This is a genomic window from Streptosporangium sp. NPDC001559, from assembly GCF_042893955.1.
Classification (GTDB): Bacteria; Actinomycetota; Actinomycetes; order Streptosporangiales; family Streptosporangiaceae; genus Streptosporangium.
Map to the genome: position 1 here is coordinate 1 of NZ_JBIAVG010000012.1, position 24,237 is coordinate 24,237.

The window sequence follows — 24,237 nt, forward strand, 5'->3', positions numbered from 1 at the left end:
TGGAGTTCCATCTGCGTAACGCGCGGGCCTGGGCGAACCGGGCCACGGGGGAGGATCTCGCGGCGCAGATCGACCCCGACTTCGTCTTCGGGCCCACACGAGTGTCCCTCCAGCGCTAGCTGGAGGCCGATCGGGCTCGGCCTAGTGTCTGTAAGTTCCCTTCTGAGAGGAGAAGGCAGCATGTCGCTGACCGTTCCGAACGAGCTTCTCGACCAGGCGAAGGCAGGAGAGGTGGACGACGCGACGTTCGTCGCCTGTGTCCGTGACTCCCTGCCATATGCATGGACGCTCATCAGTGACCTGGTGGGGGAGCGTGAGCGCACCGGTGCCGAGTTCACCGACAACACCGTCCCGCCGCCGGACGAGGCCGCCCGCGGCCAGCTCCTGCGCTGCCTCGCCAGCGACTCCATGCGCGGCGCGCTTGAGCGCCACTTCGGGGTGAAACTGGCCTTCCAGAACTGCCACCGGGTCGCGGTCTTCGACCCGGCGGCCGTCAAGGCTCACGCCGAGTTCGTCACGGCCAGGTCCCAGATCCTCAACCAGAGCCCCGAACTCGTCGACTGCTGACCCCTCCCGCCCTCGTCAAGCCGCACCCCGGCCTGACGAGGGCGCTTTTCCGTTCCTGACCCGGGGCAGCACCTCGGCCCCCAGCCGTCTGATCGTTTCGAGGGTGCGCTCCTGTGAGCCCGCCCCCTCGACCATGAGGATCAGGTGGCCGAGCCCCGTCCTGGCGACGGTCCGTTCGATCCGCTCGACGCAGAGATCGGCCGAGCCGACCGGATGCGTCCGGCAGAGAAAGTCCACGTAGTCCGGGATGTCACGGCGCGGCGTGGGACGCCCGTCAACGGGCACGTACCCCGCGAGCCCCGGTCCGAGCCAGCCCGGCATCGCCGTCCTCAACTCCGCGACGGCCTCCCGCGTCGAGTCCGCCACATGCCCGACCACCGCCGCCACATGCCCCGGATCCCCACCGCCCCAGGCACCACCACGTCCTTGATCCCCATCTTCATGAACCTCACCACGGGCATCGCCGTACTCCCGCAGCAGCCCGGCCCTCCCCTCGTCGTCGAGGTGCATGCCCAGCAGCATCGGCAGCCCCCGTCCGGCGGCCAGCGCGACCGTCCCCGGCGAGGTGCATGCCACGACCGGCCTGAGCCTGGCGGCCGGGACCATCGGTACCTCCCGGAACCGGAAGAACTCCCCGTCCGCAGAGACCGTGTCCTGCCCGAGGGCCGCGCACAGCAGGTCGAGCGACTCGGGAAACCCCCGCTCGAACCTGGGCAGTCCCGTCCCGAACACCTCAAGCTCCATCCAGGGACCGCCCCGCCCGACCCCGAGCGTGAACCGTCCGCCGGAGACCTGGTCCAGGATCGCCGCCTGTTCGGCCAGCTCAACAGGGTGCCGCGCCGACAGCACGCTCACCGCCGTCCCCACCCCGATCCGGTCCGTACGGCCGAGCGCGACCCCCGCCAACGTCACCGCCGAAGGGCACACGCCGTACGACATGAAGTGGTGCTCGGCGATCCACGCGTCGTCGAAGCCCGCCTCCTCGGCGACGACCACCGCCTCGACCGTGTCCCGCAACACCTGTCCCGGTTCTCTGCCGGGGAATCCGGCCGCGATGAGGAAGATCCCAACCCGCATGCTGCCCACCATGCGCCACCGTCCCCCGACGGAAAAGGGCATATCCCCCTTCCCTCCGCGTACCCGGCCCGACAAGGTCTGGGGCGACAAGGCTTACGGTTCCCGCGCGAACCGCGCCTACCTGCGCAGACGCCGGATCACCTGTGTTACTCCGGAGAGGACGGCAACCGCAAGAACCTCGGCTCCCGTGAAGGCAGGCCGCCGAAGTTCGACATCACCCCCGCGCGGTGCCGGCGTTTTCCCGGCAGGCCCTGGCGCGTGACCTCCACGAAACCAGCGAGTGCCACAATGCCGCGCGGCCGGTGGGAACAATGCCATTGACGGCCACTTCGCCCCCTTCATGTTGATATGAGCGAGTCGAAGGATTACGAAGTGGCCCTCTTCTGTCACATGGATCTCACCCGCCCTGGACGTGGGCCGGACGACCCGCCTCAGCCGAGCAGGGCCCGATGGCGCGCCCCCGCGGAAACATCGGCGGTTCGACCCCACCAGCCGGGCGGCCCGTCAGCGTGCGGTCTTCCCGCCGCAGAACACCTCCTTGAGGAGCCTTTCCACCACCCTCGGGTACAGCGCCGCCGGATCGACCGCGGCGTCCCCGGTGGTGAGTGAGGCGGTCAGGGTCTTCCTGCCGTCAGGTGAGCTGTACATCAGCGCGCCGTAGCCCGCCGGAGGGCTGCCGTTGTGCTGGTAGACGATGCCGCCACAGCCGGGGCCCAGGTCCTGTACCCACAGTCCGAGGCCGTAGCCGAGATCGCCGTACGGCTTGCGCATCTCGGCCAGCAGCGGGGCCGGCAGGAGCTTGCCGCCCATCAGCGCGGAGATGAACGTCTGGAGATCTTGGGTGGTCGAGATGAGGGCGCCGGCGCCGGCCAGCAGGGAGGGGTTCTGGCGGGAGACGTCGACCACCTTCCACTGACCGCCTTCCTGGTAGCGGAAGTAGCCGTGGGCGTACGGTCCGGGGAGCTGTGTGCGGTCGCCCGGTATCACGGTGTTTCGCATACCGAGTGGCCCTAAGATGCGGCGCCGCATCTCCTCGGCGTAGGAGTGGCCGGTGACCTTCTCGATCAGCAGCAGGGCCAGCGTGTAGTTGGTGTTGGCATACCTTTGGTCTGTTCCCGGTTCGAATCGGGGCTTCTTGGACAGTGCCAGGCGGAGCAGTTCCTCGGGCCGGTAGCTGTGGAAGCGGTTGGCCAGCCACTCCTCGCCATGGCCGGGGATGCCTGGCTCCCATTGCCCGTTGGCGTCGAAGTCGCCGGTGTAGTTGAACAGTCCGGTGGTGTGGCGCAGCATCATCCGTACGGTGATCCGCTGGTCGAGTCCTAGTTCGGGCAGGTGGTCGGCCACCGGATCGTCGAGTTCGATCTTGCTCTCGGCCACCAGTTGCAGCACCAGGGTCGCGGTGAGGGTCTTGTTGACGCTGCCGGCCCAAAAGCGTCCGTTTGTGGGAGGTCTGGCGGTCTGGCCGAGCTTGCGCACGCCGGCGCTGCCGGCCCAATCGCCTTGTTCGTCGTGTACGCGCAGCTGTACTCCGGCCAGGCCTAGGTCGGCAAGGTCCTGGAGGGCCTTTTGCAGCCGCGGGCGGTCTTGCCCGGTGCCGGCGCCGTGTGCGGCCTGGCTGCGTGCGGCGGCTGCCGCGGGTGCGACGGTCCCGGTCAGGAGGGCGGCCGCCAGTGCTGTGGCCGTCAGTGTTGCGGCCGCCGCACGTCGGGGGATGCGCGGTGTTCGGGTCGCGTTTTCGGCCGGGCGAGGGATTTTGTTCATGACCATTCCTCAAATTCACGATAGTACGTGTTTCGTGCGGATCAAAAGCTATGTTGCATTCGAAATTCAGTCAACCATCTGCGGCGCATAACCCCAGGTAAACGGCGATAAATTGACGCAATGACACTGCGTCCGAATGCAAGGGGGCGTTGCAATGAATGCCGCCGAAGGCAATACTGGCGCCATGCCAGGAGGACGATTGACCCAGCAGGACCGCGAGCGCATCGCGGCCGGCCTCGCCGACGGGCTCTCCTATGGTGAGATCGCCAGGAGGCTCAACCGGCCGACCTCGACGATCACCCGCGAGATCGGCCGCAACGGCGGCCCCGGCGGCTATCGGCCCCAGCAGGCCCACCAGGCGACGACCCGGCGGGCCCGGCGCGGCACACCGGCGCCCCCACGCCCGGCCGGATCACTGAGCGGCGCGATGGAGGACGAACTCGTCGAGCTGTCGGTCAAAACCGGACTGCCCAGGACGAGCGCCCGCGTACACATCGACCTTCTGCTGTCCCAGGACGGCAGACGCACCGCGGCTGAACTGGCCAACAGGCTGAAGATCAGCCCGGCCACCGTCTCCGTCGCCGTCAATTTCCTGATCCAACTGGGATTCCTCCGGCGCGAGCGCGACCCCCGGCGACGGCGCGACGTCTACGTGGTCGACGCCGACGCCTGGTACAACTCGGTCGTGACCGGCAGCCGCCAGACGCTCCAGACGGTGCGGGCCGCCAAGGTGGCGGCCCAGGCCTACGAGCTCGACAGTCCCGTGCGGGAACGACTGACCAAAGCGGCGGCGTTCCTGGAACAGGTCAGCCTCGACGTGATCGAGGCCGCCGACCGCCGGCGCGACCTTCTGACGTGACCGACCCTCGCTCGGATCACCTGATGAGCGCGCGGACCAGGTCCCGGTCGTCAGGGCACGGAGACGGAGATGGGCACGGCCTACCCGAACAGGCCGAGTTGCCCTTCCCCCGCCAGCGGGTTTCGGTGCCTCTTGAGGTGGCGCCATTCGGGGAGGTCGTCCAGGTAGGACCAGGACAGGCGGTGGTGTTCGGTGGGGCCGAGGCGTTTCAGGGCCTGCTGGTGGGTCGGCGAGGGGTAGCCCGCGTTGCCGTCGAAGCCGTACTCCTCGACACCGGCCAGAGAGGCCATGTAGGCGTCGCGGCGGACCTTGGCCACCACCGAGGCCGCGGCGACCGAGACGCAGGACAGGTCTCCCTTGATCTCGCACCGGACCGGCCACGGTGCCCCGAGATAGTCGTGCTTGCCGTCGAGGATGACCACGTCGGGCCGGACGGGCAGTTCGGCCAGGGCCCGGCCCGCCGCCCTGCGCAGTGCCTCGGTCATGCCGAGTTCGTCGATCTCGGCGTGGGAGGCCTCGCCGTACCCGACGCCGACGGCCCAGGTGACGATCTCGTCGAACATGGCGGTACGGCGGGCCGGGGTGAGCATCTTGGAGTCGGTCAGGCCGGCGGGCGGCTCGGACAGGTCGGTGACCACCGCGCAGACCGCGACGGGTCCGGCCCAGGCGCCCCGGCCGACCTCGTCGATCCCGGCGACGGTCTTCGACCCGCCGGCGGACAGCAGCCGTTCGAGCGCGTATGTGGGAGGCACGGCTGAAGACGTTACCGTTCGGCCAGACGGACGGCGGCCAGGTCGTCGACCAGCATCCGGGCGGCCACGTGTACGGCCCGCAGGGTGACGGAGACCGCGGGCCGGTTGACGCTCGACGTGCGGGCGACGGCGTGGACCTCACGGCTGACCGGGTCGCCGGGGAACTCCCGCACGACGATGCCCCTGACCCCGGCGGCCAGGGCCAGGGCCGGGACGGCCGCGATGCCGATGCCCTTGGCGACCAGGCTGAGGATGGTCCCCAGCCCCTCGAACTCCCACGGCACCGGCTGCGCCCCGCCGAAGTCGGCGAGCATACGGTCGACGGCCAGCCGCGAAGGTTCGCCGTCCGGGGTGGCCATCCACGGCTCGTCACGTAGTTCGCGCAGGTCGACGGGCTCGTCGAGGGAGGCGAGCCGGTGCCTGCGCGGCACCACGAGCACCAGCGGGTCGTGCAGCAGCGGGAAGACCCGCAGCGTGTCCGTCTCGCGCACCCTGCCGTACCAGTCGTCGACCAGGGCGATGTCCACCTCGCCCGACCTGACCTCGCGCATCCCCCGTCCTGAGCGTCCCTGTCCCATTCGCAGGGTCAGCGCGGTGTGCCCGCGCAACGACCTGGCGAGGGCGGGCGCGAAGGCGACGGCGGCGGTGGGGAAGGCGGTCACGGTGACGCGCCCTGACGGGGTTCCCTGGTGGGCGGACAGGTCCGACTCGGCGTTCTCGACCATCGCCAGGATGCGCTGGGCGTGCTCGACCAGGCGGCGTCCGGCGTCGGTGAGCTCGGCGCTGCGCGCGGAACGGTCGAGCAGCGCGGCTCCGGCCTCCCGTTCGAGGGTCGCGAGCTGCTGGGAGACCGCGGACGGGCTGTAGCCGAGGGAGGCCGCCGTCGCGGCGATGCTCCCTCTCCTGGCGAACTCACAGATCACCACAAGCCGGCGAAAATCAAGCATCGGACTTCCTTACGCCCACCCACACCAACCAGTGCTTGTTCCGATGCCTGCATCCCATCACGCTTGGGAACGTTCCGCATTGATCGGAAAGGGACACTGATGAACGTGACGCTTTCCGCCACGTTGGCGGCGAACGAGGACATCGAACGAAGACGGCGCGCCGGTGAGCGGGTGCTCCACCTGGCCTTCGGTGAGGCGGGTCTGCCCGTTCATCCGGCGCTGCGCGAACGGCTGGCCGCCGCCTCCGAGCACAACGGGTACGGCCCGGTCGCGGGGATCACGCCGCTGCGCGAGGCCGCGGCGGGCTACTGGGACAGGCGCGGCCTGCCGACGGACCCCGACCTGGTGGTCTGCGGCCCCGGGAGCAAGCCCCTGCTGTACGGCCTGCTGCTGGCGATCGGCGGTGACGTCGTGCTGCCGATGCCGAGCTGGGTGAGCTACGCCGCCCAGGCCGACCTGGTCGGGGCCCGTCCGCTGCCGGTTCCCGCCCCTCCAGGTGAGGGCGGGGTGCCCGATCCCGACCGGGTCGCCTCCGCCGTACTGCACGCGCGGGCGCGGGGGCGCGACGTCCGTTCCATCCTGCTCACGCTGCCGGACAACCCGACCGGCACGTTGGCCTCCCCGACCACGGTCACCCGGCTGGCGAGGATCGCCCGTGACCTCGACCTGATGATCATCTCCGATGAGATCTACCGCGACCTCCTGCACGATCCGGCGACCGGCTTCGTCAGCCCCGCCGACGTCGCCCCCGAACGCACGGTGATCACCAGCGGGCTCAGCAAGAGCCTGGCCCTGGGCGGCTGGCGGATCGGCGTGGCCAGGCTTCCCTCCGCCGAACTGCGTGACCGGCTGCTCGCGGTGGCCAGTGAGATCTGGTCGAGCCCGGCGGCACCCGTCCAGCGGGCCGCGGCCTACGCCTACACCGAGCCCGCCGAGATCGTCGAGCGGATCGACCTGAGCAGGCGGCTGCACGGCACGGTCGCGCGGGCGGTGCACGACAGGCTCGTCCGGGCGGGGGTGCGGACCGAGGCACCGCTCGGCGGTTTCTACCTCTATCCCGACTTCACCGGACACGACTTCACGACCTCCGCCGAACTGGCCGCGGCGCTGCTCGACCGGCACGGTGTGGGGGTGCTCGCCGGACACGTCTTCGGCGACGACGTCAGGGCCCTGCGGGTGCGGGTCGCGACGAGCCTGCTGTACGGCGAGACGACCGAGCGGCGACTGGCCGCTCTGCACGCCTCCGACCCGCTGGAACTGCCCTGGATCTCGGCCGCGCTCGACCATCTGAGTGAGGCCCTGACCGGCCTGGCGGGGGCCCGGCGGGCACCCGGTGAACGCCGTGTTTCCGGCGCCGTTCCCAGCCCCGTGACGGGCTGATCTTCCAGGAGATCACTTTAAGGAAACTTTACCCCGTGAGCAGGCACATCCGGGATAGCATCCGCATGCTCTGACCTGCGATTTCGCCCCTCCGAACAGGGGGCGGCAGGGGCTTAACCAAGATGTCTTGTGTCATTTGGCACCAGGCATGCCTGTCAGCCCCCATCATGTGCTCATGCCCGCTTTTGTCACCCTGTCCGGGCGCTCCGTGCGCCTGGAACCGCTCAGCCTCGCGGTGGTCGACGACCTCGTCACCGCGGCGAGTGAGGACCGTTCTACTTACGCCTTCACTCGCGTTCCCCAAGGCCGGGAAGAGATGGTCTCCTACGTGGAGGCCGCTCTGGCTGAGCAGGCGGAGGGCCGCACGTTGCCCTTCGCCGTTCGGTGGCTACACACCGACCGCATAGTCGGTGCCACCCGCCTCATGCACCTGGAGTACTGGCAGGGCCCCATGCCCTGGCCGCCGGGTGCGCGTGGAGCGGTGGGCGAGGTCCCGTCCGTGGCGGACATCGGTTACACCTGGCTGGCCGCTTCGGCCCAGGGCACAGGTGTCAACCGGGAGAGCAAGTACCTGATGCTCTCGCTCGCCTTCGAGACCTGGCAGGTCCACCGCATCACGCTCAAAGCCGACGTACGCAACGCACGATCCCGGGCCGCCATCGAGGCCCTCGGCGCGCACCTCGACGGTGTGCGGCGGGCGGAAACCCGAGGCGCCGACGACACGGTCCGAGATACCGCGTACTACTCGATCCTGAGCGGCGAGTGGCCTGCCGTACGAGAACGGCTCCACACGCGACTCGGCCTGTTCGAGGCGGCGTGACGGAGCCCCATCACTTTCGATGAACCATGGAACAAAAGGCCCGCCCGGAGTTCCGGGCGGGCCCGATGTTCGTCTTCCCGGCCTTTTCCAAGGCCGCCCCGATGACCTCATCGTCCGTCAGGCGTCACTCGTCGTCATCGGCCTCGTAGATGTAGTTCCACCGGCCGCAGGAAACGCGCTGGGCCCCGGGCCGTTCCCAGTAGCAGACCCGGACCTGGACGTTGTCGACGTCCTCCTCGGAGAAGTGGAAGGACCGGTAGCCGGACGAGACACACTGCCTGGCCCAGTCGTAGGACTCGTCGCCGTCGGCGTTCTCGAACTTGACCTGGACGTAGCCACACAGCCGCCACGGGCTGTTGCTGTCGTAGAGGCGCCCCTGGACGTGGACCTCGGAGCCGTCGTCCCACACCCGGCCGTTGGCCTTGGCCCGGGAGCCGTTGCGGTACTTGGAGTAGTAGGAGCCCCAGAAGTCGACGTCGAGGGCACCGGCGGTCGCGGTGCCGGTCGTCGCGGCCGAGGCCGAGGAGGTCAGCGCCGGGACGCCGACCGCGAGGACGGCGGTCGCCGCGGCGACGCCGAGCAGGCTGCGGATGGTGCGGTTCATGGTTCCTCTCCCAGAGGGCCGGACTTCCCGTTCCTTGGTGGAAGTCATGACCCATTGATAGACCGAGGCCCCTGCACCGTGCTTACAGCGCCTTTATCGACGCCTGCAGACCATTGAATCAACGCCTGCAACCTGGTGAAACACCGGGCATGACCGCCCCCGTATGGGGCCATGCCCGGCATGTCACAGCATCCGGGAAGCGGTTCAACGCCCGATTGACGATGAATCAACACCAGGGTTAACGAGTGGGCGGTTTCCTGTGGTGACAGCATTGCAGGACCTATCATTTCGGTGGTAAGGCTTTTTCTTGAGGGCGGAGATCCAGGAAATGGCTGCTCACAGCAGCGAAGAGGGGTTGCGCTTCGCCTTGCTCGGCCCCGTCCAGGCCTGGCGTGACGGCGTCGAACTCGACCTCGGCACGCCGCTGCAGCGCTCCATCCTGACGATGTTGCTGCTGCGTGAGGGCAGGGCGGTCACTCCCGCGGAGATGATCGACGCGGTCTGGGGCGAGGACGCGCCGCCCAGGGCTCTCGGCGCGCTGCGCACCTACGTCTCGCGGCTGCGGGCCGTCCTGGAACCGGGCAGATCCCCCCGGACCCGCCCGGAGCTTCTCACCTCGGTCGGCCGTGGATACGCTCTGCGGCTGAACGACGTCACCCTCGACCTGACGCAGTTCGAGCGGGGTGTCCACGAGGCCGAGACCGCCCGCCGTGCGGGAGACGGCAGGGGGGCCGCGGAGAGTCTGCGCGCCAGCCTGGAGCTGTGCACCGGGGAGCCGCTGGCCGGGGCCGTCGGCCCCTACGCCGAACACCAGCGCGGCAGGCTCGTCGAACGCAGGATGAGTGCCCTGGAGACGCTCATGGACCTGGACCTCGAGCTCGGCAGGCACGCCGACGTGGTCTCCGAGCTGATCGCGCTGACCGCCGACCACCCGCTGCGGGAACGACTGCGCGCCCAGCTGATGCTGGCCTACTACCGGTGCGGCAGGCAGGCCGACGCCCTGGCCGTCTTCGCCGAGACCCGGACCGCGCTGATCGACGAGCTCGGCATCGAGCCGGGGCCCGAGCTGACCACCCTGCACCGGCGCATCCTCTCCGGCGATCCGGCTCTCGTGCCCGCGCGTGCCGCCGTCTCCGCGCCCGAGGAGCGTACGGCCCCGCCCGAGCCCACCGAGGTCGAGGTCCCCGAGCTGCCCCGTCCGGCGCAGCTGCCCGCGGCCGTCAGTGACTTCACCGGCCGCCGTCACGTCGTCGCCAGGCTGCGCACCCTGCTGTCGCAGGCGGGTTCCGACGGTGTGCCGGTCGCCGCCATCTCCGGCATCGGCGGCGTCGGCAAGACGGCCCTCGCGGTGCACCTGGCGCACACCATGCAGGACCTGTTCCCCGACGGTCAGCTCTACGCCGACCTGCGCGGTTACGGCGACGAGCCGGCCGCGGCCGAGTCGGTGCTCGCGGCGTTCCTGCGCGGGCTCGGCCTGCCCCCCGACGTCATTCCCGACGGCCTGGCCGAGCGTGCGGCGCTGTACCGCTCGCTGCTGGCCGAGCGGCGGATGCTGGTGCTGCTCGACAACGCCCGTGACGCCGCCCAGGTCGGTCCCCTGCTGCCCGGCACGACGGGCTGCGCGGCGATCGTGACCAGCCGCCCCAAGCTCGCCGACCTGCCCGCCGCCAGGCTGGTCGATCTGGACGTGATGGAGTCCGACGAGGCGTTGTCGCTGTTCGCCACGGTCGCGGGCGCCGACCGGGTGGCCGCGGAGCGCACGGCCGCCATGGAGGTGGTCGCCGCCTGCGGTTTCCTGCCGCTGGCCGTACGGATCGTCGCGGCTCGGCTGGCGGCCAGGCCGTCGTGGACGGTCGCCTCGCTGGTGCCCAGGCTGGCCGACGAGCGCCGCCGCCTCGACGAGCTGCGCGTGGGCAACCTCGCCGTCGAGGCGACCTTCGCCCTCGGGTACGGCCAGCTCGCCCCGCCCCAGGCACGGGCCTTCCGGCTGCTGTCGTTGCCCGGCGGTCCCGACATCTCCGTCGGGGCCGCCTCCGCCGTCCTCGCGCTGAACCCGACGGAGACCGAGGACATCCTTGAGTCCCTGGTCGACGCGAGCCTGCTTGAGGCGCCCGCGCCGGGGCGTTACCGCTTCCACGACCTGCTGCGGCTCTTCGCCCGCCGTACGGCGGAGCGCAGCGCGGACGCCGAGGCGGGCGGGCCCGCGCTGCGGCGGCTGCTCGACTTCTACCTGGCGTCGGCGCAGTCGGCGCACCGGCTGGCCTACGACGGCAGCACGCTCGCCGAACAGCTCTCGGTGACCGGCCCCGGCCACACGTTCGCCTCCGCCGACGAGGCCGTGGCGTGGCTGTCGATCGAGGCGGAGTCGCTGTTCGCGGCCATAGCCCAGACGACCGCTCAGGCGACGGCCCAGACGACCGTCCAGGCGTTGCTGCCCGCGGCCGACCTGCTGCTGGCCATGGAGCCGTTGCTTGAGTCCGGCAGCCACGCCCGTGAGTTCGAACGGCGGGCCAGGGAGACCCTGGCCGCCGCCCAGCGGTTCGGCGCGCCGTCCAGCGAGCTGCGCTGCCGCTACGTGCTGGGCAGGGTGCTGTTCGGCGCGAACCGGCTGGTCGAGGCCCGCAAGGAGTTCGAGGCCTCGCTCGGCCTGACCGTCGAGGGCGACCGCATCGTCAGCGGCGAGGTGCTCAACGCGCTGGCCGTCGTCGCGGGCCGTCAACGTCGTCACCAGGAGGCGCTCGCCCTGTTCGACGCGGCACGCAAGGTCTTCAGGGAGATGGGCGCGCCGGGAGGCGAGGCTCTGACGCTCAGCTACTCGGCCAGGGATCACCTCTTCCTCGGTCAGGCCGAGGAGGCGATCGCCGCCGCGGAGCAGGGGCTGACCATCTTCACCGAGATCGGCTCAAGTCCGGGCACCGCACGGGCGCGCTACCACCTGGGGATGGTGCTGTCCCGGGTGGGACGGCTCAACGAGGCGGTGCACCACCACGCCGAGTGCCTGGCCTTCTTCCGCACCAGCGGGCAGCGGGTGTGGGAGCAGCGTGTCTGCTCACGGCTCGCCGAGACGTTCATCACGGCCGACCGCTTCGGGGACGCGACCCGGCACGCGGAGCAGGCACTGGCGGTCAGCGTCGAGATCGGCCACCCGTACGGCGAGGCGCTGTCGCTGTGGGTGCTAGGCAGAGCGCTCGCGGGGCAGGGTGACATCCGGCGCAGCCGTGACTGCCTTCAGCGGGCGCACGACATCTTCGACAGGCTCGGCGCTCCCGAGGCCGCGGACATCCGCGCCCTGCTCGACCGTGACCCCGTCGGCAACTGACCACGACACGTCATACAGGTCGTACAGATCGTCGTCGAGCCGTGTCATCCAAAAGTGGTTGATCACTGGAATTCCCGTCGCTCTGGAACCTGAGATCGGATGCGGGGCGCCCGGCCGGCCGTCTGGCCGTCGAAGACGCGTTAGGGGGCCCGGTCATCCGGTGCGTCTTCGACGACCGGCCGCCTCACTGTGACGACCGGCCGGACTCGGCGTGGTCCCTTACCCCCCGGGCCCACGCCGTGCCCACGTCCAGAGCATCCCGTCCGGCGGTCAACATCGGATCAACAACCGATCGGTGGGGACATCCAGGGATATGCACAGCCTGTGGATAATCAGGGGGTCGATATGTGGAAAAATCCCTCAGCGATCAACGGGCGAAGCACTTCGGGGGCACGAACTAGCAGGTCATCGGCATCCTGACCGGTGAGTTCCGCGATGGCCGCCAGCAGGGGAGCCAGTGGATAATCGCCGTCGCAGACCCCCGCCAGGGCCGCCTCGACCGTTCCCACCTGGGTGGCGCGGCGCAGTCCCCGTGTCTGCCTGAGCACGATCCGCGACGGGTCCTCGGCGCCGGGCGGCCCCGTACGCTCCTCCGCCACTCCCTCGGCCAGCGCGAGCCTGGCACCGAGCAGTTCCCCGTCGGTGAGGCGGTGGGCCAGGCCGACCGAGGCCAGCACCTCGTCCACGTAGCCGCCGACCGGCACCTCGACCCGCTGCCCCAGCTCCTCGACCCTGACCACCGGGTCGAGGCTGCCGGAGTCGTGCAGGGTGATCCAGCCGAAGCCGATCCCGGTGACCTTCATGGTCTCGAACCAGTCGAGCCAGTCGTCGTAGAGCTCCCGGTAACGGGGGGTGCCCTGCTCGGCGGCGTCCCTCAGCCACAGTTCCGCGTACTCGGCCGGGTCCTGCACGTCCCGCTGCACCACCCAGCCGTCGCAGCCGGTCCCCGCGAGCCATCCGCCGACCCGGTCACGCCAGTCCTCGCCGTCGACGTGCAGCCAGTTGGCCAGCAGCTGACAGGTGCCGCCCGGGGAGAGGAAGCGGGGGGCGAGCCGTACGAGGTCGCGGCAGAAACCGTCGGCCTCGAAGCCCGACTCCCGGTAGGTGAACCGGCCCCGGGGGGAGATCACGAACGGCGGGTTCGAGACGACCAGATCGAACCGCTCCCCCTCGACGGGTTCGAACAGGGACCCCTGCCTGGCGTCGACACCCTCGATCCCGGACAGCGCCCAGCTCAACCGGGCCATCCCGAGCGCACGGGGGTTGACGTCGGTCGCCACGACCTCGTCCGCCAGGCCGGCCAGGTGCAGCACCTGCACCCCGCACCCGGTGCCGAGGTCGAGAACGCGCCCGGCGGGACGGCGCGAGACGAGCTGGGCCAGATTCGCCGACGCCCCTCCCGCGCCGACGACGTGGTCCTCGCGCAACGCCGGATCACCCGGCCTGACCTTGCGGTCGGAGACGACGTAACCGCCCGTCTCCCATGGCTGCAGGTGCACCGCCGCGCTGACCAGGCCGTCCTGTACGGTCACCAGCCCGCCCTCGGCGAGCGCCTCGACCGGGAGCCATTCCGGCGCCTCGACCGGCGCTCCGAGCCACCACAGCCGGATCAGCGTGCCGAGCGGATCGCCGTCGCGGGTGACGCGCAGCGCGGGTGTCGTCTCCTCACGGGAGAGCGCGGTCGCGGCGACCGTGCCGAGGCGGTCGCGGACGCCGTCGACGGTGTAGCCGGTTTCGAGCAGCAGCTCTCTGAGACGGGCGGGAAGATCTCTCACCCGACCATCCTCCCGCAGCCCTTCCAGCCGGGGGTGACCCGATCGTTGCAGACGGCCGTAAGCGTTCTGCAAGCACGGCACAAGTGGGAGACGGTACCAATGAGGAGTCGCTCCACCCGGTCCTGAGGTTTCCGAGATGTTGATCCCCTGCTTCGCCTGTGAGTCCCGTTTCCGGCCCGACGAGTACTTCCGCGCCTGCCACGACTACAACCGTGGCCGGGACATGGTCGCGTGGACCTGCCCGAGGTGCGGCAACCGGGACGAGTTACGGGTCCTGCCGGGCGAGCTGGGCTTCGGATACTCCGCGAACGGCGGACACGGCGGGTTCGACGTCAGCGACCGGGTCCGCGTGCCCGGTCTGCGGCGGCGACGCCAGGACCTGCGGCTGGACATCTCGCTGGACGAGAAGGTCTGGCGGGTGCCCACCCGGCTACGGCAGCTCGCGGGAGCACGCTGAGGACCGCTCCGGCCCGGACGAACCCCCGGACTCCGGGCCGGAGCTCTCAGACGCCCAAAAACCGGGGCTCTCACGAACAACAGCGTCGGGCGGCGCGGGGCCGTGGGCGGCGGGTGATGGGTGCGGCGACGGGGGCCAGGTGGGCGAAGCCGTACGGTCAGGCGGGGGCGGGGCGCTGGCGCAGGCTGTGCCAGGCGGCCTCGCACAGGCCCGCGATCTCCTCGGGTGTCGGCTGGTGAGCGCCCGCGAACCACAGGCGGCACATCTCGGTCGCGGGACCGAGCCAGAGCACGTAGCACATGGTGGGGGGAACGGGCTGGAGCAGGCCGTTCTTCATGTGGGGCCGCCACCAGTCGGCGACCTTGCGGAAGAAGGCCCTGCGCAGCTCGGAGACCTCGGTGCCGCCCGGTTCGTCACGCTTCGGCGGACGTTCGCTGAGCAGCAGGTGCGCCCGCTCCCTGTTGTCGTCGTACCACCTCATGTGCAGGGCGACGATGGCCTCGATGCCCTCCTTGGCCCCCTCGTGACGCCGCAGCTCGGTGAGGAAGACCTCCTGGTACATCCTGAGGGTGTCGGCGTAGAGCACCCCGAAGACGTGCTCCTTGCTCGCGAAGTGGTGGTAGAAACTGCCGACGCTGACGCCGCTCTCCTCGCGGAGGCTGGCGAGCGTGGTGGCCGAGACGCCGTCCTGGCTGAACCGGCGCAGTGCGCCCTCGATGATCCTGGTGCGGCCGTCGCGTCCGTTCTTGGCACTTTTCACGGTGTCAATGGTGCGCCAACAGAACCTTGTTCCGCAAATGGTGTCCGGCCACCGGACTCCCCGTTGATGATAACGCTCCGTTCGCCGCCGCCACCCGGCGCGACGTCCCCTCTGAGGGCCGGTTCGACCGGTGCGTTCACCTCCACGCTCCCCTGGGAGGTCCGGGTGACGGCCCCCGGCCACAGGCCCCGGATCATCGCCAGAACCCGGTGGTTGTCGCCGAGGACGTCCATGTTCACGGTCCTGGCTCCGTTGACCGAGGCGCGGCGCAGCAGCCTGCGGACCAGGCGGGAGCCGATGCCCTTTCCCTGCCAGGCGTCGGCGACGACCACCGCGATCTCCACCTCGGCGTCCACCATGACTCCCACCGCGTGTCCGACGACCCTCTCCCCCTCGACGGCGAGCAGCACGTCCCCCCGACCGGTCGCCGCCAGCAGTTTGACCGCCATGTCCTCGTCCACGGCGGTGAGGAAGCGCAGGTGCCGTGTCCTTGGCGACAGTTCCGCGAGGAAGCGGCGAATCCGCTCCCCGTCGCCCGGTCCGGCGGACCTGATCTCGACGACGGCGCCGGGGGTTCGCGCGAGAACCCCCTGAGTTCGCATCATGAACCTAGACTTCCGTCCGGCAGCTGAGTATGTCAAGTAGACTTAGCCACATTGGAGGTGACGCCGTGACGACCTACGATGCGGTCATGAGCGACGCGCTCCCGCGCCCCGACAACTGCTCCATCGAGCGCGCGCTGGCGATCGTGGGCGAGAAGTGGACGCTCCTGGTGCTCAGGGAGGCCTTCCTCGGGGTGCGCAGGTTCGCCGAGATGCAGGCCTTCACCGGAGCCCCGAAACAGATCCTCAGCGCCCGGCTGACGCGCCTGGTCGAGGAGGGGCTGTTGTGCAAGGTCCCCTACCGCGAGCCCGGTCAGCGCAGACGGGACGAATACCGGCTGACCCAGATGGGCCGCGACCTCTATCCGGCCCTGGTCGCCCTGATGCAGTGGGGCGACCGCTATCTCGCCGACCCCGAGGGGCCGCCGATGCTGCTCACCCACCGTGACTGCGGCGCCCCGATCGAACAGCACTTCCGCTGCGCGGACGGGCACGAGATCTCCGGCCCGAGGGACATCACGGCGTCACCCGGTCCTGGAGCGTGCCGTACCCGTGGTCCAGTGCCCGCAGGCAACGCCTGAGGCCGAGCACGGAGACCACCCCCGCCCCGCCGAGCAGCACGGCCACCAGCGAGGTCCGCACCACGAGATAGGTCTCCAACGTCTGGGTGAGCAGCAGCCACACGCTGAGCGAGGCGTTGAGGAGCTGCGCGCCGCCCCACAGCAGCGACTGCCACACGAAGAAGCGGCGCATCCTGGGATGTTCGAGCAGGTGCCCGGGCAGCGGGACCAGATCGGTCGCCACCCGCTGGACGAGCGGCCTGCGCGTCGGGGCGGTGAGCAGGAAGCCCAGGCTCGCACAGAGCACCCCCAGGCAGGGCTGCAGGAAGAACAGCACCGGGCTGCCGGTGGCCGCGGCCAGCACCGCCCTGACCGTGATCGTCCCCGCCGCCAGCAGCACGGTCCCCGGCACCGGATCACGCCTGACCAGCCGCCAGACGATGCCGCCGTAGACCCACGCCACCGCGACCGCGAGCGCGCCGTACAGACCGAAGAACATCAGGCCCGCGTAGAAGACGGCGACCGGCAGAATCATGCCCTCCAGCACCCTCGGAGCGGCGTGCCGCAGCAGCGCCCCGAGGCGGGGCAGTGCGACCGGAGCCGCGGGGGGCGACAGGACCAAGGTCATCGTGCGCGGGCTCCGGAGGGGGAATGGAACGGTCCGAGGGGGGCGGATCCATCCGACCGTACGCGATGTCCGGAGTGTCCGACAGCCTTTCCCGGACATCCGACACCGGCCGAAGGAGAGAGCGGTGGGTACGGTGCCTACCCTTGGGAGCGTGTACCGGTTCCTTCTGACTCCCCGATGGCTGGCGCTCCACGTGGTGGTCCTGCTGGTCATCCCCGCCTTCGTGTTCCTTGGCCGATGGCAGTTCGGACGTTACGAGGAACGGTCGAGCAGCAGTCACCAGACCACCGCCAACATGTCCGCGGCCCCCGTTCCCCTCGAAGGCCTCGTGCCTCCCGGCGCCCGGATGCGGGCGCACGACAGGTACCGCCCCGTGACGGTCACCGGCACGTTCGACGCGGGCGCCCAGTTGCTGGTCCGCAGACGCGTCCAGGACACCAGGGTCGGCTTCTACGTGCTCACCCCGCTGCGGACGGCCGACGGCGTCGGCGTCCTGGTCAACCGGGGCTGGGTCAAGGCGGGCGCGACGGCGGACGCGCCTCCCGAGGTCCCGCCGCCGAGCACCGGCGAGGTGACCGTCACCGGGCGGCTGCAGCCCCGCGAGACCGAGGAGACGACCGGCATCAGGAACCGGCCCGGCCTTCCCCCCGGCCAGGTCCTGCTGATCGACACCGAGTCGATCGGGCGGGGCCTGCCGTACAAGCTGCTCGACGGATACGTCGAGCTGACCGGCCAGCAGCCGCAGGCCCAGGCCGCGCCCGCCCCGGTGCCCGCGCCGGACGTCGGCGGAGGCGGCGGCCTCAACCTGGCGTACGGCGTGCAGTGGTGGCTGTTCATCGGCATCGCGATCGGCGGCTGGATCCTGCTGATCCGCCGGGAGGCCGCGGACCTGCGAGCCGAGGCGGCCAAGGGCGAGAAGGAGACGGTCGACGCCTAGGACGGTCGTCAGGGGAACAGGTCGTCAGGGGAACAGCAGGTTCAGAAGGCCGCCGACGGCCGCGGCGACGCCCACGGCGACCACGGACGTCACGATCGACACCAGGCAGCCGGTACCGCCCCGCATCCGTCCCCGCTCGGGTGGGGGCCGCCCGTACCGGTGCCACAGCGGCCGGGGTTCGAGCAGGAGGAAGGCGAACGCGCCGATCTGACCGACGCCGAACAGCCAGAACCACGCCCACCTGTTGCCCAGCCTGGGGGTCGAGCCGAGCATGATCATGAGGGTCGCCACCCAGGCGGCCCCGACCCACCACATCCCCAGCGTCGGGGGGATCTCGAAGGGCCAGGTGGCGTACCACCAGGAGGGTTGGCGAACGCTCTCCTGGACCAGCCTGGCCCCGGAGTCGCCGATGTCGGCGCCGAACCGGTCGAAGGTGTAGGCGCCCTTGCCGTCCAACACCGGTCCCTGGTCGATCCGGTGCCAGACCAGCGGCCCCTCGGCCCACTTCAGCCCGTACACCACCCCCGACGAGTCCGACGAGTCCGGGGACGCCGTCCCCGGCTGGGACGCCTGGTAGACGACGACCGTGACCCTGTCCGCCTTCAGGGCCGCCCGGAAGTCGGTGATCGTTCTCCCCGTCGGCACCGCGGCCGCCACCACGAGCAGGGCGCCGAACAACAGGATCAACAGCAACACGACCCTGACGACGGTCCCGGCAAGCCACCACCCCCAGCGCGCCTGACGCCATCGGGGCGATAAGTCCCCCACTTCAGAGGTCATGCTTCTTTACTACCTCATGACGTCCAGGCGCTGATCATCCCTATACCGAAGAAGACGGCCACGGCGAGGGCGAACCCCTGCGTCCCGTTGAGCCTGACCCGCTCGGACGGCACCTCGTACGACCCCCGCCACAGCGGGTACGGCTCAAGCAGCACGTAGAGCCAGGACCCCCCGACCAGGAACATCCACGTCCACGCCCAGCGCCCGGCGTAGCGGTTGTCCCGCCGGGTGAGCATCAACAGCCAGGCGATCACCTCGGCGGCGACCGCGACCGGGGCGAACGGCTCCCACCAGCGGGCGTAGGCGGGCGAGCCCATGAACATCCCGGCCAGCCCGAACCGCTGGGGGCCCCGGGCCTGCCCGACCTCGACCGACGGGCCCGCCGCCTCCCCGATCCGGGCCAGGAAGGCCGTCTGGACCCGCCGGAGTTCGCCCGGCACCAGCCTCGTGGTCACCGGGTCCCACACGTCGTCCGGCGGGTCGAAGTAGGCCTCGTTCCACGAAAGAGGATCGTTCGCCCAGGTCAGCGTGCCGTACGCGGGCCAGTCCCGGTCGTAGACGACCTTGGTCACCGTACCGGCCCGCAGGTCGGAGATGAGTTCCTCGGCGTCGCGCAACCGAGGGTCCTGGTTCAGGTGGACCACGGTCGTGGACAGCGCCAGGACGAACAACAGGGCGATCCGCGCGCCGTACGGGATGCCCTTCGGGATCTGCATGTCCGCCCCCATCGCGAGATGTCCGCCGCCGGATAGATTAGGGGCTCCCTACAAGGGCACACGACCGCATTCCCATCGCGACACACACGAACGCGAGAAACCAGGACGCACCCCTCCGGACACCCTCCTGTGGGCCTTCCGCCGGTTACCGGACACACAGGGGTAGACGGGATGAGACACAGATACCAAGCGGATATCTCGCAGGTTGTTCAGTGTGACGTCAGCGACGTACGGTTTACCGCGTGACTACGCCGCTGCTGCCCGACCCCGAGCCACGGCGGCGGGACTATGTGATCATTTCCGCTGACGACCACCTCATCGAGCCGCCCGACATGTTCCTCGACCGGCTCCCTGAGAAATACGCCGATCTCGCCCCCAAGGTGGTCGAGACCGACTCCGGGCACCAGGTCTGGCGGTACGGCGGCGCGACCTACCCGTGCGCGGGTCTCGACGTGGGCGCGGGGCTGCCCCGCGAGCAGTGGACGCTCGACCCGGTGCGTTTCGAGCACATGCGGCCCGGGTGCCACGACATCCACGCGCGGGTCGAGGACATGGACCGCGCGGGTGTCTGGGCGGCCCTGTGCTTTCCCGGCATGCTCGCCGGGCAGTCGGGGATGGTCTTCGCCAAGACCCGCGACCAGGAGCTCGGCCTCGCGATCACGCGGGCGTGGAACGACTGGCACGTGGACGTCTGGGCCGGCACCTACCCCGAGCGGATCATCGCCCTGCAACTGCCCTGGCTGACCGACCCCGAGGTCGCGGCCAAGGAGATCAGGGACAACGCGGCCAGGGGGTTCAAGGCCGTGCTCTTCCCCGAGTTCCCCACCCGGCTGCGCCTGCCGTCCATCCACACCGACCACTGGGACCCGTTCTTCCAGGCCTGCGAGGAGACCGGCACCGTCGTGTGCCTGCACACCGGCTCCGCCTCCTGGACCCCCGTCCCCTCGACCGACACGCCGATCGAGGCGATCACCACGCTGATGCCCGCGAGCGCCATGTTCGCCTGCGCCGACTGGCTCTGGTCGGGCATCCCGCTGCGCTTCCCCGCGCTGCGGATCCTCATCGTGGAGGGCGGGGTCGGCTGGCTGCCGATGCTCGCCGAACGCGCCGACTACGCGCTCGACCACCCGGTCGCCGGGGAGGCCGCCTGGGAGGGCGGGCTCAAGCCCAGTGAGGTCCTGCGGCGCAACTTCTTCTTCGGCACGCTCAACGACCACGCCCTGTCCGGGGTGCGCTTCGCGGTCGGCCTCGAACACGTGCTGCTGGAGAGCGGCTACCCGCACTCCGACTCCACCTGGCCCGACACCCAGCAGACCGTGGCGACGAACCTGGGCAACCTGCCCCCGGCCGACATCGCCAGGGTCGCGTACGGCAACGCCGCCCGCCTGTTCGGGCACCCGCTGCCGTCACGGGCCTGGCTCAGGATGGAACAGCTCTAGCGCCTGTGCTCGGAGCCCTGGCGCCCGTATTCGGGCGGGAAGACGCTCGCCTGGATGTTCCCGCGCTCCCAGTCGAGATAGCGCCCGCTCTCGCCGAGCAGTGAGGCCGTGAGCCACAGCAGGACGCCGAAGTCGTCGGCCACCCCGACAAGCGCAAGGAAGTCGGGGATGACGTCGATCGGCGAGAGGATGTAGACCACGCCCAGGCCGAGCATGGCCAGCCTGCTCTTGCTCATGCCGGGATACCGGCCCCGCGTCACCGCGCCGACCATCCTCGGAACGGTGCGCAGTCTGGTGATGAGTCCCGGTGAACCCGGCTGGGACACCTGCTTGTAGACCCGCCATGCCTGTGCCGCACGCGCTGCCTTCGCCATGGGAACCCTCCTCGGGGGGCACGCTCGTCGACGGCCTTCTACCCCGTCGCCTCAAGATATAACGCGTACCCCTCGTGGACGGTTCCCGAGGAATCTAGGGTTATGTCCATCACGTGAAAGGTGAGACAGATGACGACTTTCTCCGGGGTTCACCACATCGCGCTGAACGTGCGCGACCTCGACGCCTCCGTGCGGTGGTACGGCGACGTCCTGGACTTCGCGCCCCTGTTCCCCTGGAACAACGCGGGCTTCGAACGGCAGCTCATGCGGCACCCCAGCGGGATCGTCATCGGCCTGACCAGGCACAAGCACAAGGACGGCGACGCGGAGTTCAACGAGCGCAGGACCGGCCTCGACCACCTGGCGTTCACCGTGGACACCCGGCGGGAGCTCGACGCCTGGGCCACCCGCCTCACCGAGGCCGGGGTCACCCACTCCGGCGTCCAGGACATCCCCGAGGCGGGCTTCGCCCTGCTCGCCTTCCGGGACCCGGACGGCATCCAGCTCGAAGTCTTCCTCAGCCAGAACCGAAGCCAGGGCTGACGCACGGGCGGCCCGGGAAAAGGATGACCGTGACCGAACACGCCCCCACCGCCGCCCTCGTCGACCGCTTCGTCACCGGCCTCGTCCCCCTGGTCCCGCTGCTCGCGGTCTGGGCGCACGGCTCCCTGGCCGCGGGCGACTACCAGCCGGGCCGCAGCGACCTCGATCTCGTGGCGGTCCTCAGCCGCCCCTGCTCCCCCGAGGAGGAGTCCGGCCTCACCCTGATGCACGGACGCCTCGGCGCCGCCGTACCGCTCGCGGCGAAGCTGCACTGCGGCTACGTCGTCACGACCGAACTGGACGACCCCGGAAGGCCCCACCTCGCCTGGGCGCACGAGGAGGTCACCCACCGGCCGATCACCCCGGTGACCAGGCGCGAGCTCCACGAGTTCGGCCTGGTCCTGTACGGCCCGCCCCCGGCGTCCCTCCTGCCGCCGGTGACCGACCAGGAGCTCGCCGGGTTCGTGGCCTGGGACCTGCGGGAGTTCTGGCGCCCGCTGCTGGACCGCCCCGACCTGTGGCTCCGTGACATCTGGGTGGACGCGGCCATGCTCACCCTGGCCCGGGCCACGGTGACCCTCAGGGAGGGGAGGCTCGTCACCAAACGCCGGGCGCTGGCCGTCCTGAGGGAGATGGGCGCCCCCACACGGGTCGTCGACGACATCGAACGGCGGCGCTACGCCCGGCCCGGCCCGGTCCAGGACGACGGGTGGCCCACGCTCAGGGCGGAGCTCACGGTCGCCTTCCTCGCCGCGGAGATCGACGCGGTCAGCGGGGGGTCGCGTGCCTGATCGCGGTGTGCTCGAAGGGGGCCGCGGCCTCGATCTGGGAGGCGATCCGGATCAGCAGGTCCTCCCGGCCCGCCGCCGCGACCAGCTGGACGCCGACCGGCATCCCCCCTGAGGTCCGGTGAAGCGGCAGGGAGATCGCGGGCTGGCCGGTCGCGTTGACCGGCGAGCTGAACGCCACGGCCTGGTTCATGCGGCCCCGCGCCATGCTGACGTCGTCGGAGGCGAGCCAGCCGATGGGGAAAGGCGCCGCCCCCAGGGACGGGGTGAGCAGCAGGTCGAAGGACTCCCACCAGGTGGCCATCCTGCGGCGGAAACCGTCGATCCAGTCGCGTGAGGCCACGTAGTCGACCGCGCTGAGCCCCCGCCCGGTCGCCCCGAGGATGCGGTTGCGCTCCTCAAGCTCGTCGAGATCGACGGGCCTGCCGCGCCAGCGCCCGAAGTCCTCAAGATCGGCGGCCAGGTGGGCCGCGACGACCGTGCCGAAGTGCAGCGCGAAGTCCTTCTCCGCGAGCGCCTCGGGGCCACCTGACTCAACGCCGTGGCCGAGCGACTCAAGGAGCCGGGCCGCGCCGAACACGGCGGCCGTCAGGTCGGGGTCGGTCTCGCCGGGGCGCCCCGGGTGCTCGGTGAGGAAGCCGATCCGCAGCCGTCCGGGGTCTGCCCCGACCTCCTGAGCCAGGCTCCCGGGCCAGGCGGGCGCGCCGTACGGGTCGCCCGGCATCGTCCCGGCGATCACGTCGAGGGTCGCCGCGCTGTCCCTGACCGTACGGCAGAGCATCCCCGGCGTGGAGAAGCCCGCCCAGGCCTCGCCGACGGCCGGCCCGTAGCTCACCCGCCCCCGGCCTGGCTTGAGGCCGACCAGCCCGCACAGGCTCGCCGGGATGCGGATCGAACCGCCGCCGTCGCTGCCCGCGGCCACCGGGACCATGCCCGAGGCGACCGCCGCGGCCGACCCGCCACTCGACCCGCCGGGGCTGTAGCGGACGTCATGGGGGTTACGCGTCGGTCCGAAGGTCCTGGGCTCCGTGGTGATCGCGGTGCCGAACTCGGGGGTGTTCGTCCGGCCGAGGACCACGAACCCCGCCGCGCGCAGCTTGGCCGGCGCGTAGCCGTCCCGCGCCACCTCGACGCCGTCGAGCACCCGGGAGCCCGCCCGGTACGGCTCGCCCGCCATGCTCCAGCCCAGGTCCTTCAGCAGGGTCGGCACCCCCAGGAAGGGGGCGTCCCCGGTGAGCCTGTCGGCCTCCGCGAGCGCCCGCTCGAACCTGCGGTGGACAACCGCGTTGATCTCCCCGTCGTGCGCCTCGATCCTCGCGATCGCCGCCTCGGCGAGCTCTCGCGGTGAGACGTCACCGGCGCGCACCGCCTCCGCCTGGCCGACCGCGTCGAGATCGAACAGCTCGTCCAACGCCTCACTCCTTGCGGGATGCACCCCTTCGAAAGGCTCTCCGGGCCTTTCGAAGCCGTGGCCCACATCCTTCCCGATCCAGGTGGGAAACGTGGTTCCGTGGGTGGATCTTCGCAAGGGTTTCATTACTCTACCGTGACACTCTGTTAAATGTTAGAACGTTTATGTGACGAAAAACCGGCGCGGAAAACGACGACACGCACTTCTGGGTACGGCGGTGCTGGCGACCTGTGTGGCCGCCCCGGTGACGGGGGGAGCCGTCGCGGCGTTCGCCGGTGTCCAGGACTCTCCCGGCCAATGCCTGACGGCCACCCGGAACGGGACGCCCGAGTGCGCCCCCCTTGACGAGAGCGCCCCGCAGTACGACGCGGGCCAGGACAC

At 70.4% G+C, this 24,237-nt stretch carries 24 protein-coding genes and 1 pseudogene; 12 read left to right on the plus strand and 13 right to left on the minus strand.

Annotated elements, in window-relative coordinates; genetic code table 11:
• Together ACFYY8_RS25420 and ACFYY8_RS25425 are read left to right on the plus strand one after the other, a co-directional pair.
• Positions 1–119: pseudogene (locus tag ACFYY8_RS25420) on the plus strand (ATP-binding protein); the annotation flags it as partial.
• Between the two features lie 61 nt (positions 120–180).
• Positions 181–567, plus strand: coding sequence for an SCO5389 family protein (locus ACFYY8_RS25425; protein ID WP_390044984.1), 387 nt, complete (start codon positions 181–183; stop codon positions 565–567).
• Positions 568–582: 15 nt separating this feature from the next.
• On the opposite strand, the gene ACFYY8_RS25430 is transcribed toward ACFYY8_RS25425, so the two are convergent.
• Together ACFYY8_RS25430 and ACFYY8_RS25435 are read right to left on the minus strand one after the other, a co-directional pair.
• Complete coding sequence (locus tag ACFYY8_RS25430; RefSeq protein ID WP_390044986.1) at positions 583–1,644, minus strand: LLM class flavin-dependent oxidoreductase; 1,062 nt, start codon at positions 1,642–1,644, stop codon at positions 583–585.
• Positions 1,645–2,148: 504 nt separating this feature from the next.
• Entirely contained in the window at positions 2,149–3,330 is a 1,182-nt protein-coding gene (locus tag ACFYY8_RS25435; protein ID WP_390045499.1) for a serine hydrolase domain-containing protein, read from the minus strand.
• Between the two features lie 274 nt (positions 3,331–3,604).
• On the opposite strand from ACFYY8_RS25435, the gene ACFYY8_RS25440 reads away from it, so the two are divergent.
• Entirely contained in the window at positions 3,605–4,264 is a 660-nt protein-coding gene (locus ACFYY8_RS25440) for a helix-turn-helix domain-containing protein (RefSeq protein ID WP_352013720.1), read from the plus strand.
• An 80-nt stretch (positions 4,265–4,344) separates the two neighbouring features.
• Here the strand turns inward: ACFYY8_RS25440 and ACFYY8_RS25445 are convergent, their stop codons facing one another.
• Both ACFYY8_RS25445 and ACFYY8_RS25450 read right to left on the minus strand, forming a co-directional pair.
• On the minus strand, positions 4,345–5,016 hold the full coding sequence (locus ACFYY8_RS25445; RefSeq protein WP_390044988.1) for a ribonuclease HII: 672 nt from the start codon (positions 5,014–5,016) through the stop codon (positions 4,345–4,347).
• Positions 5,017–5,027: 11 nt separating this feature from the next.
• Positions 5,028–5,963 carry a LysR family transcriptional regulator gene (locus ACFYY8_RS25450; protein WP_390044990.1) on the minus strand — a complete coding sequence of 312 codons (936 nt, stop codon included), beginning with the start codon at positions 5,961–5,963 and terminating at the stop codon, positions 5,028–5,030.
• A gap of 99 nt (positions 5,964–6,062) precedes the next feature.
• Between ACFYY8_RS25450 and ACFYY8_RS25455 the strand changes: the two genes are divergently transcribed.
• Together ACFYY8_RS25455 and ACFYY8_RS25460 are read left to right on the plus strand one after the other, a co-directional pair.
• Positions 6,063–7,343, plus strand: coding sequence for a pyridoxal phosphate-dependent aminotransferase (locus ACFYY8_RS25455; protein ID WP_390044992.1), 1,281 nt, complete (start codon positions 6,063–6,065; stop codon positions 7,341–7,343).
• A 175-nt stretch (positions 7,344–7,518) separates the two neighbouring features.
• The gene (locus tag ACFYY8_RS25460) at positions 7,519–8,163 is read left to right on the plus strand and encodes a GNAT family protein (RefSeq protein ID WP_362782096.1); all 645 of its coding nucleotides are present in this window, start codon (positions 7,519–7,521) and stop codon (positions 8,161–8,163) included.
• 124 nt (positions 8,164–8,287) lie between these two features.
• Here the strand turns inward: ACFYY8_RS25460 and ACFYY8_RS25465 are convergent, their stop codons facing one another.
• Positions 8,288–8,767: a hypothetical protein gene (locus tag ACFYY8_RS25465; RefSeq protein WP_390044994.1), complete on the minus strand. Its 480-nt coding sequence runs from the start codon at positions 8,765–8,767 to the stop codon at positions 8,288–8,290.
• Between the two features lie 328 nt (positions 8,768–9,095).
• Here ACFYY8_RS25465 and ACFYY8_RS25470 point away from each other — a divergent pair, with 328 nt between their 5' ends.
• Positions 9,096–12,086, plus strand: a complete 2,991-nt coding sequence (locus ACFYY8_RS25470) for a BTAD domain-containing putative transcriptional regulator (RefSeq protein WP_390044996.1) — start codon at positions 9,096–9,098, stop codon at positions 12,084–12,086.
• A 332-nt stretch (positions 12,087–12,418) separates the two neighbouring features.
• On the opposite strand, the gene ACFYY8_RS25475 is transcribed toward ACFYY8_RS25470, so the two are convergent.
• Positions 12,419–13,861: a methyltransferase gene (locus ACFYY8_RS25475; protein ID WP_390044998.1), complete on the minus strand. Its 1,443-nt coding sequence runs from the start codon at positions 13,859–13,861 to the stop codon at positions 12,419–12,421.
• A 136-nt stretch (positions 13,862–13,997) separates the two neighbouring features.
• On the opposite strand from ACFYY8_RS25475, the gene ACFYY8_RS25480 reads away from it, so the two are divergent.
• A complete protein-coding gene (locus ACFYY8_RS25480) occupies positions 13,998–14,318 on the plus strand; it encodes a hypothetical protein (protein WP_352013712.1) in 321 nt (106 codons plus the stop codon).
• A gap of 157 nt (positions 14,319–14,475) precedes the next feature.
• Here ACFYY8_RS25480 and ACFYY8_RS25485 read toward each other — a convergent pair whose 3' ends face one another.
• A complete protein-coding gene (locus ACFYY8_RS25485) occupies positions 14,476–15,078 on the minus strand; it encodes a TetR/AcrR family transcriptional regulator (protein ID WP_352013711.1) in 603 nt (200 codons plus the stop codon).
• Positions 15,075–15,683 carry a GNAT family N-acetyltransferase gene (locus ACFYY8_RS25490; protein ID WP_390045001.1) on the minus strand — a complete coding sequence of 203 codons (609 nt, stop codon included), beginning with the start codon at positions 15,681–15,683 and terminating at the stop codon, positions 15,075–15,077. The genes ACFYY8_RS25485 and ACFYY8_RS25490 overlap by 4 nt, the downstream gene beginning before the upstream one ends.
• A gap of 86 nt (positions 15,684–15,769) precedes the next feature.
• Here ACFYY8_RS25490 and ACFYY8_RS25495 point away from each other — a divergent pair, with 86 nt between their 5' ends.
• Positions 15,770–16,261, plus strand: a complete 492-nt coding sequence (locus ACFYY8_RS25495) for a winged helix-turn-helix transcriptional regulator (protein ID WP_390045003.1) — start codon at positions 15,770–15,772, stop codon at positions 16,259–16,261.
• Here the strand turns inward: ACFYY8_RS25495 and ACFYY8_RS25500 are convergent.
• Positions 16,197–16,868 carry a VC0807 family protein gene (locus ACFYY8_RS25500; RefSeq protein WP_390045005.1) on the minus strand — a complete coding sequence of 224 codons (672 nt, stop codon included), beginning with the start codon at positions 16,866–16,868 and terminating at the stop codon, positions 16,197–16,199. The genes ACFYY8_RS25495 and ACFYY8_RS25500 overlap by 65 nt on opposite strands.
• Before the next feature lie 151 nt (positions 16,869–17,019).
• Between ACFYY8_RS25500 and ACFYY8_RS25505 the strand changes: the two genes are divergently transcribed.
• Positions 17,020–17,805: an SURF1 family protein gene (locus ACFYY8_RS25505; protein ID WP_390045007.1), complete on the plus strand. Its 786-nt coding sequence runs from the start codon at positions 17,020–17,022 to the stop codon at positions 17,803–17,805.
• 24 nt (positions 17,806–17,829) lie between these two features.
• Here the strand turns inward: ACFYY8_RS25505 and ACFYY8_RS25510 are convergent, their stop codons facing one another.
• Together ACFYY8_RS25510 and ACFYY8_RS25515 are read right to left on the minus strand one after the other, a co-directional pair.
• On the minus strand, positions 17,830–18,585 hold the full coding sequence (locus ACFYY8_RS25510; RefSeq protein ID WP_390045009.1) for a hypothetical protein: 756 nt from the start codon (positions 18,583–18,585) through the stop codon (positions 17,830–17,832).
• A 14-nt stretch (positions 18,586–18,599) separates the two neighbouring features.
• Complete coding sequence (locus ACFYY8_RS25515; protein ID WP_390045011.1) at positions 18,600–19,301, minus strand: hypothetical protein; 702 nt, start codon at positions 19,299–19,301, stop codon at positions 18,600–18,602.
• A 242-nt stretch (positions 19,302–19,543) separates the two neighbouring features.
• On the opposite strand from ACFYY8_RS25515, the gene ACFYY8_RS25520 reads away from it, so the two are divergent.
• Positions 19,544–20,740, plus strand: a complete 1,197-nt coding sequence (locus tag ACFYY8_RS25520) for an amidohydrolase family protein (RefSeq protein WP_352013704.1) — start codon at positions 19,544–19,546, stop codon at positions 20,738–20,740.
• Here the strand turns inward: ACFYY8_RS25520 and ACFYY8_RS25525 are convergent.
• On the minus strand, positions 20,737–21,114 hold the full coding sequence (locus ACFYY8_RS25525; RefSeq protein WP_390045014.1) for a YkvA family protein: 378 nt from the start codon (positions 21,112–21,114) through the stop codon (positions 20,737–20,739). The two genes, ACFYY8_RS25520 and ACFYY8_RS25525, sit on opposite strands and share 4 nt — an antisense overlap.
• A gap of 129 nt (positions 21,115–21,243) precedes the next feature.
• Here ACFYY8_RS25525 and ACFYY8_RS25530 point away from each other — a divergent pair, with 129 nt between their 5' ends.
• Both ACFYY8_RS25530 and ACFYY8_RS25535 read left to right on the plus strand, forming a co-directional pair.
• Positions 21,244–21,657, plus strand: coding sequence for a VOC family protein (locus tag ACFYY8_RS25530; RefSeq protein ID WP_390045015.1), 414 nt, complete (start codon positions 21,244–21,246; stop codon positions 21,655–21,657).
• A gap of 23 nt (positions 21,658–21,680) precedes the next feature.
• Positions 21,681–22,448, plus strand: a complete 768-nt coding sequence (locus tag ACFYY8_RS25535; protein ID WP_390045016.1) for a nucleotidyltransferase — start codon at positions 21,681–21,683, stop codon at positions 22,446–22,448.
• Here the strand turns inward: ACFYY8_RS25535 and ACFYY8_RS25540 are convergent.
• Complete coding sequence (locus tag ACFYY8_RS25540) at positions 22,426–23,856, minus strand: amidase (RefSeq protein WP_390045018.1); 1,431 nt, start codon at positions 23,854–23,856, stop codon at positions 22,426–22,428. The genes ACFYY8_RS25535 and ACFYY8_RS25540 overlap by 23 nt on opposite strands.
• Positions 23,857–24,237 lie beyond the last annotated feature (381 nt).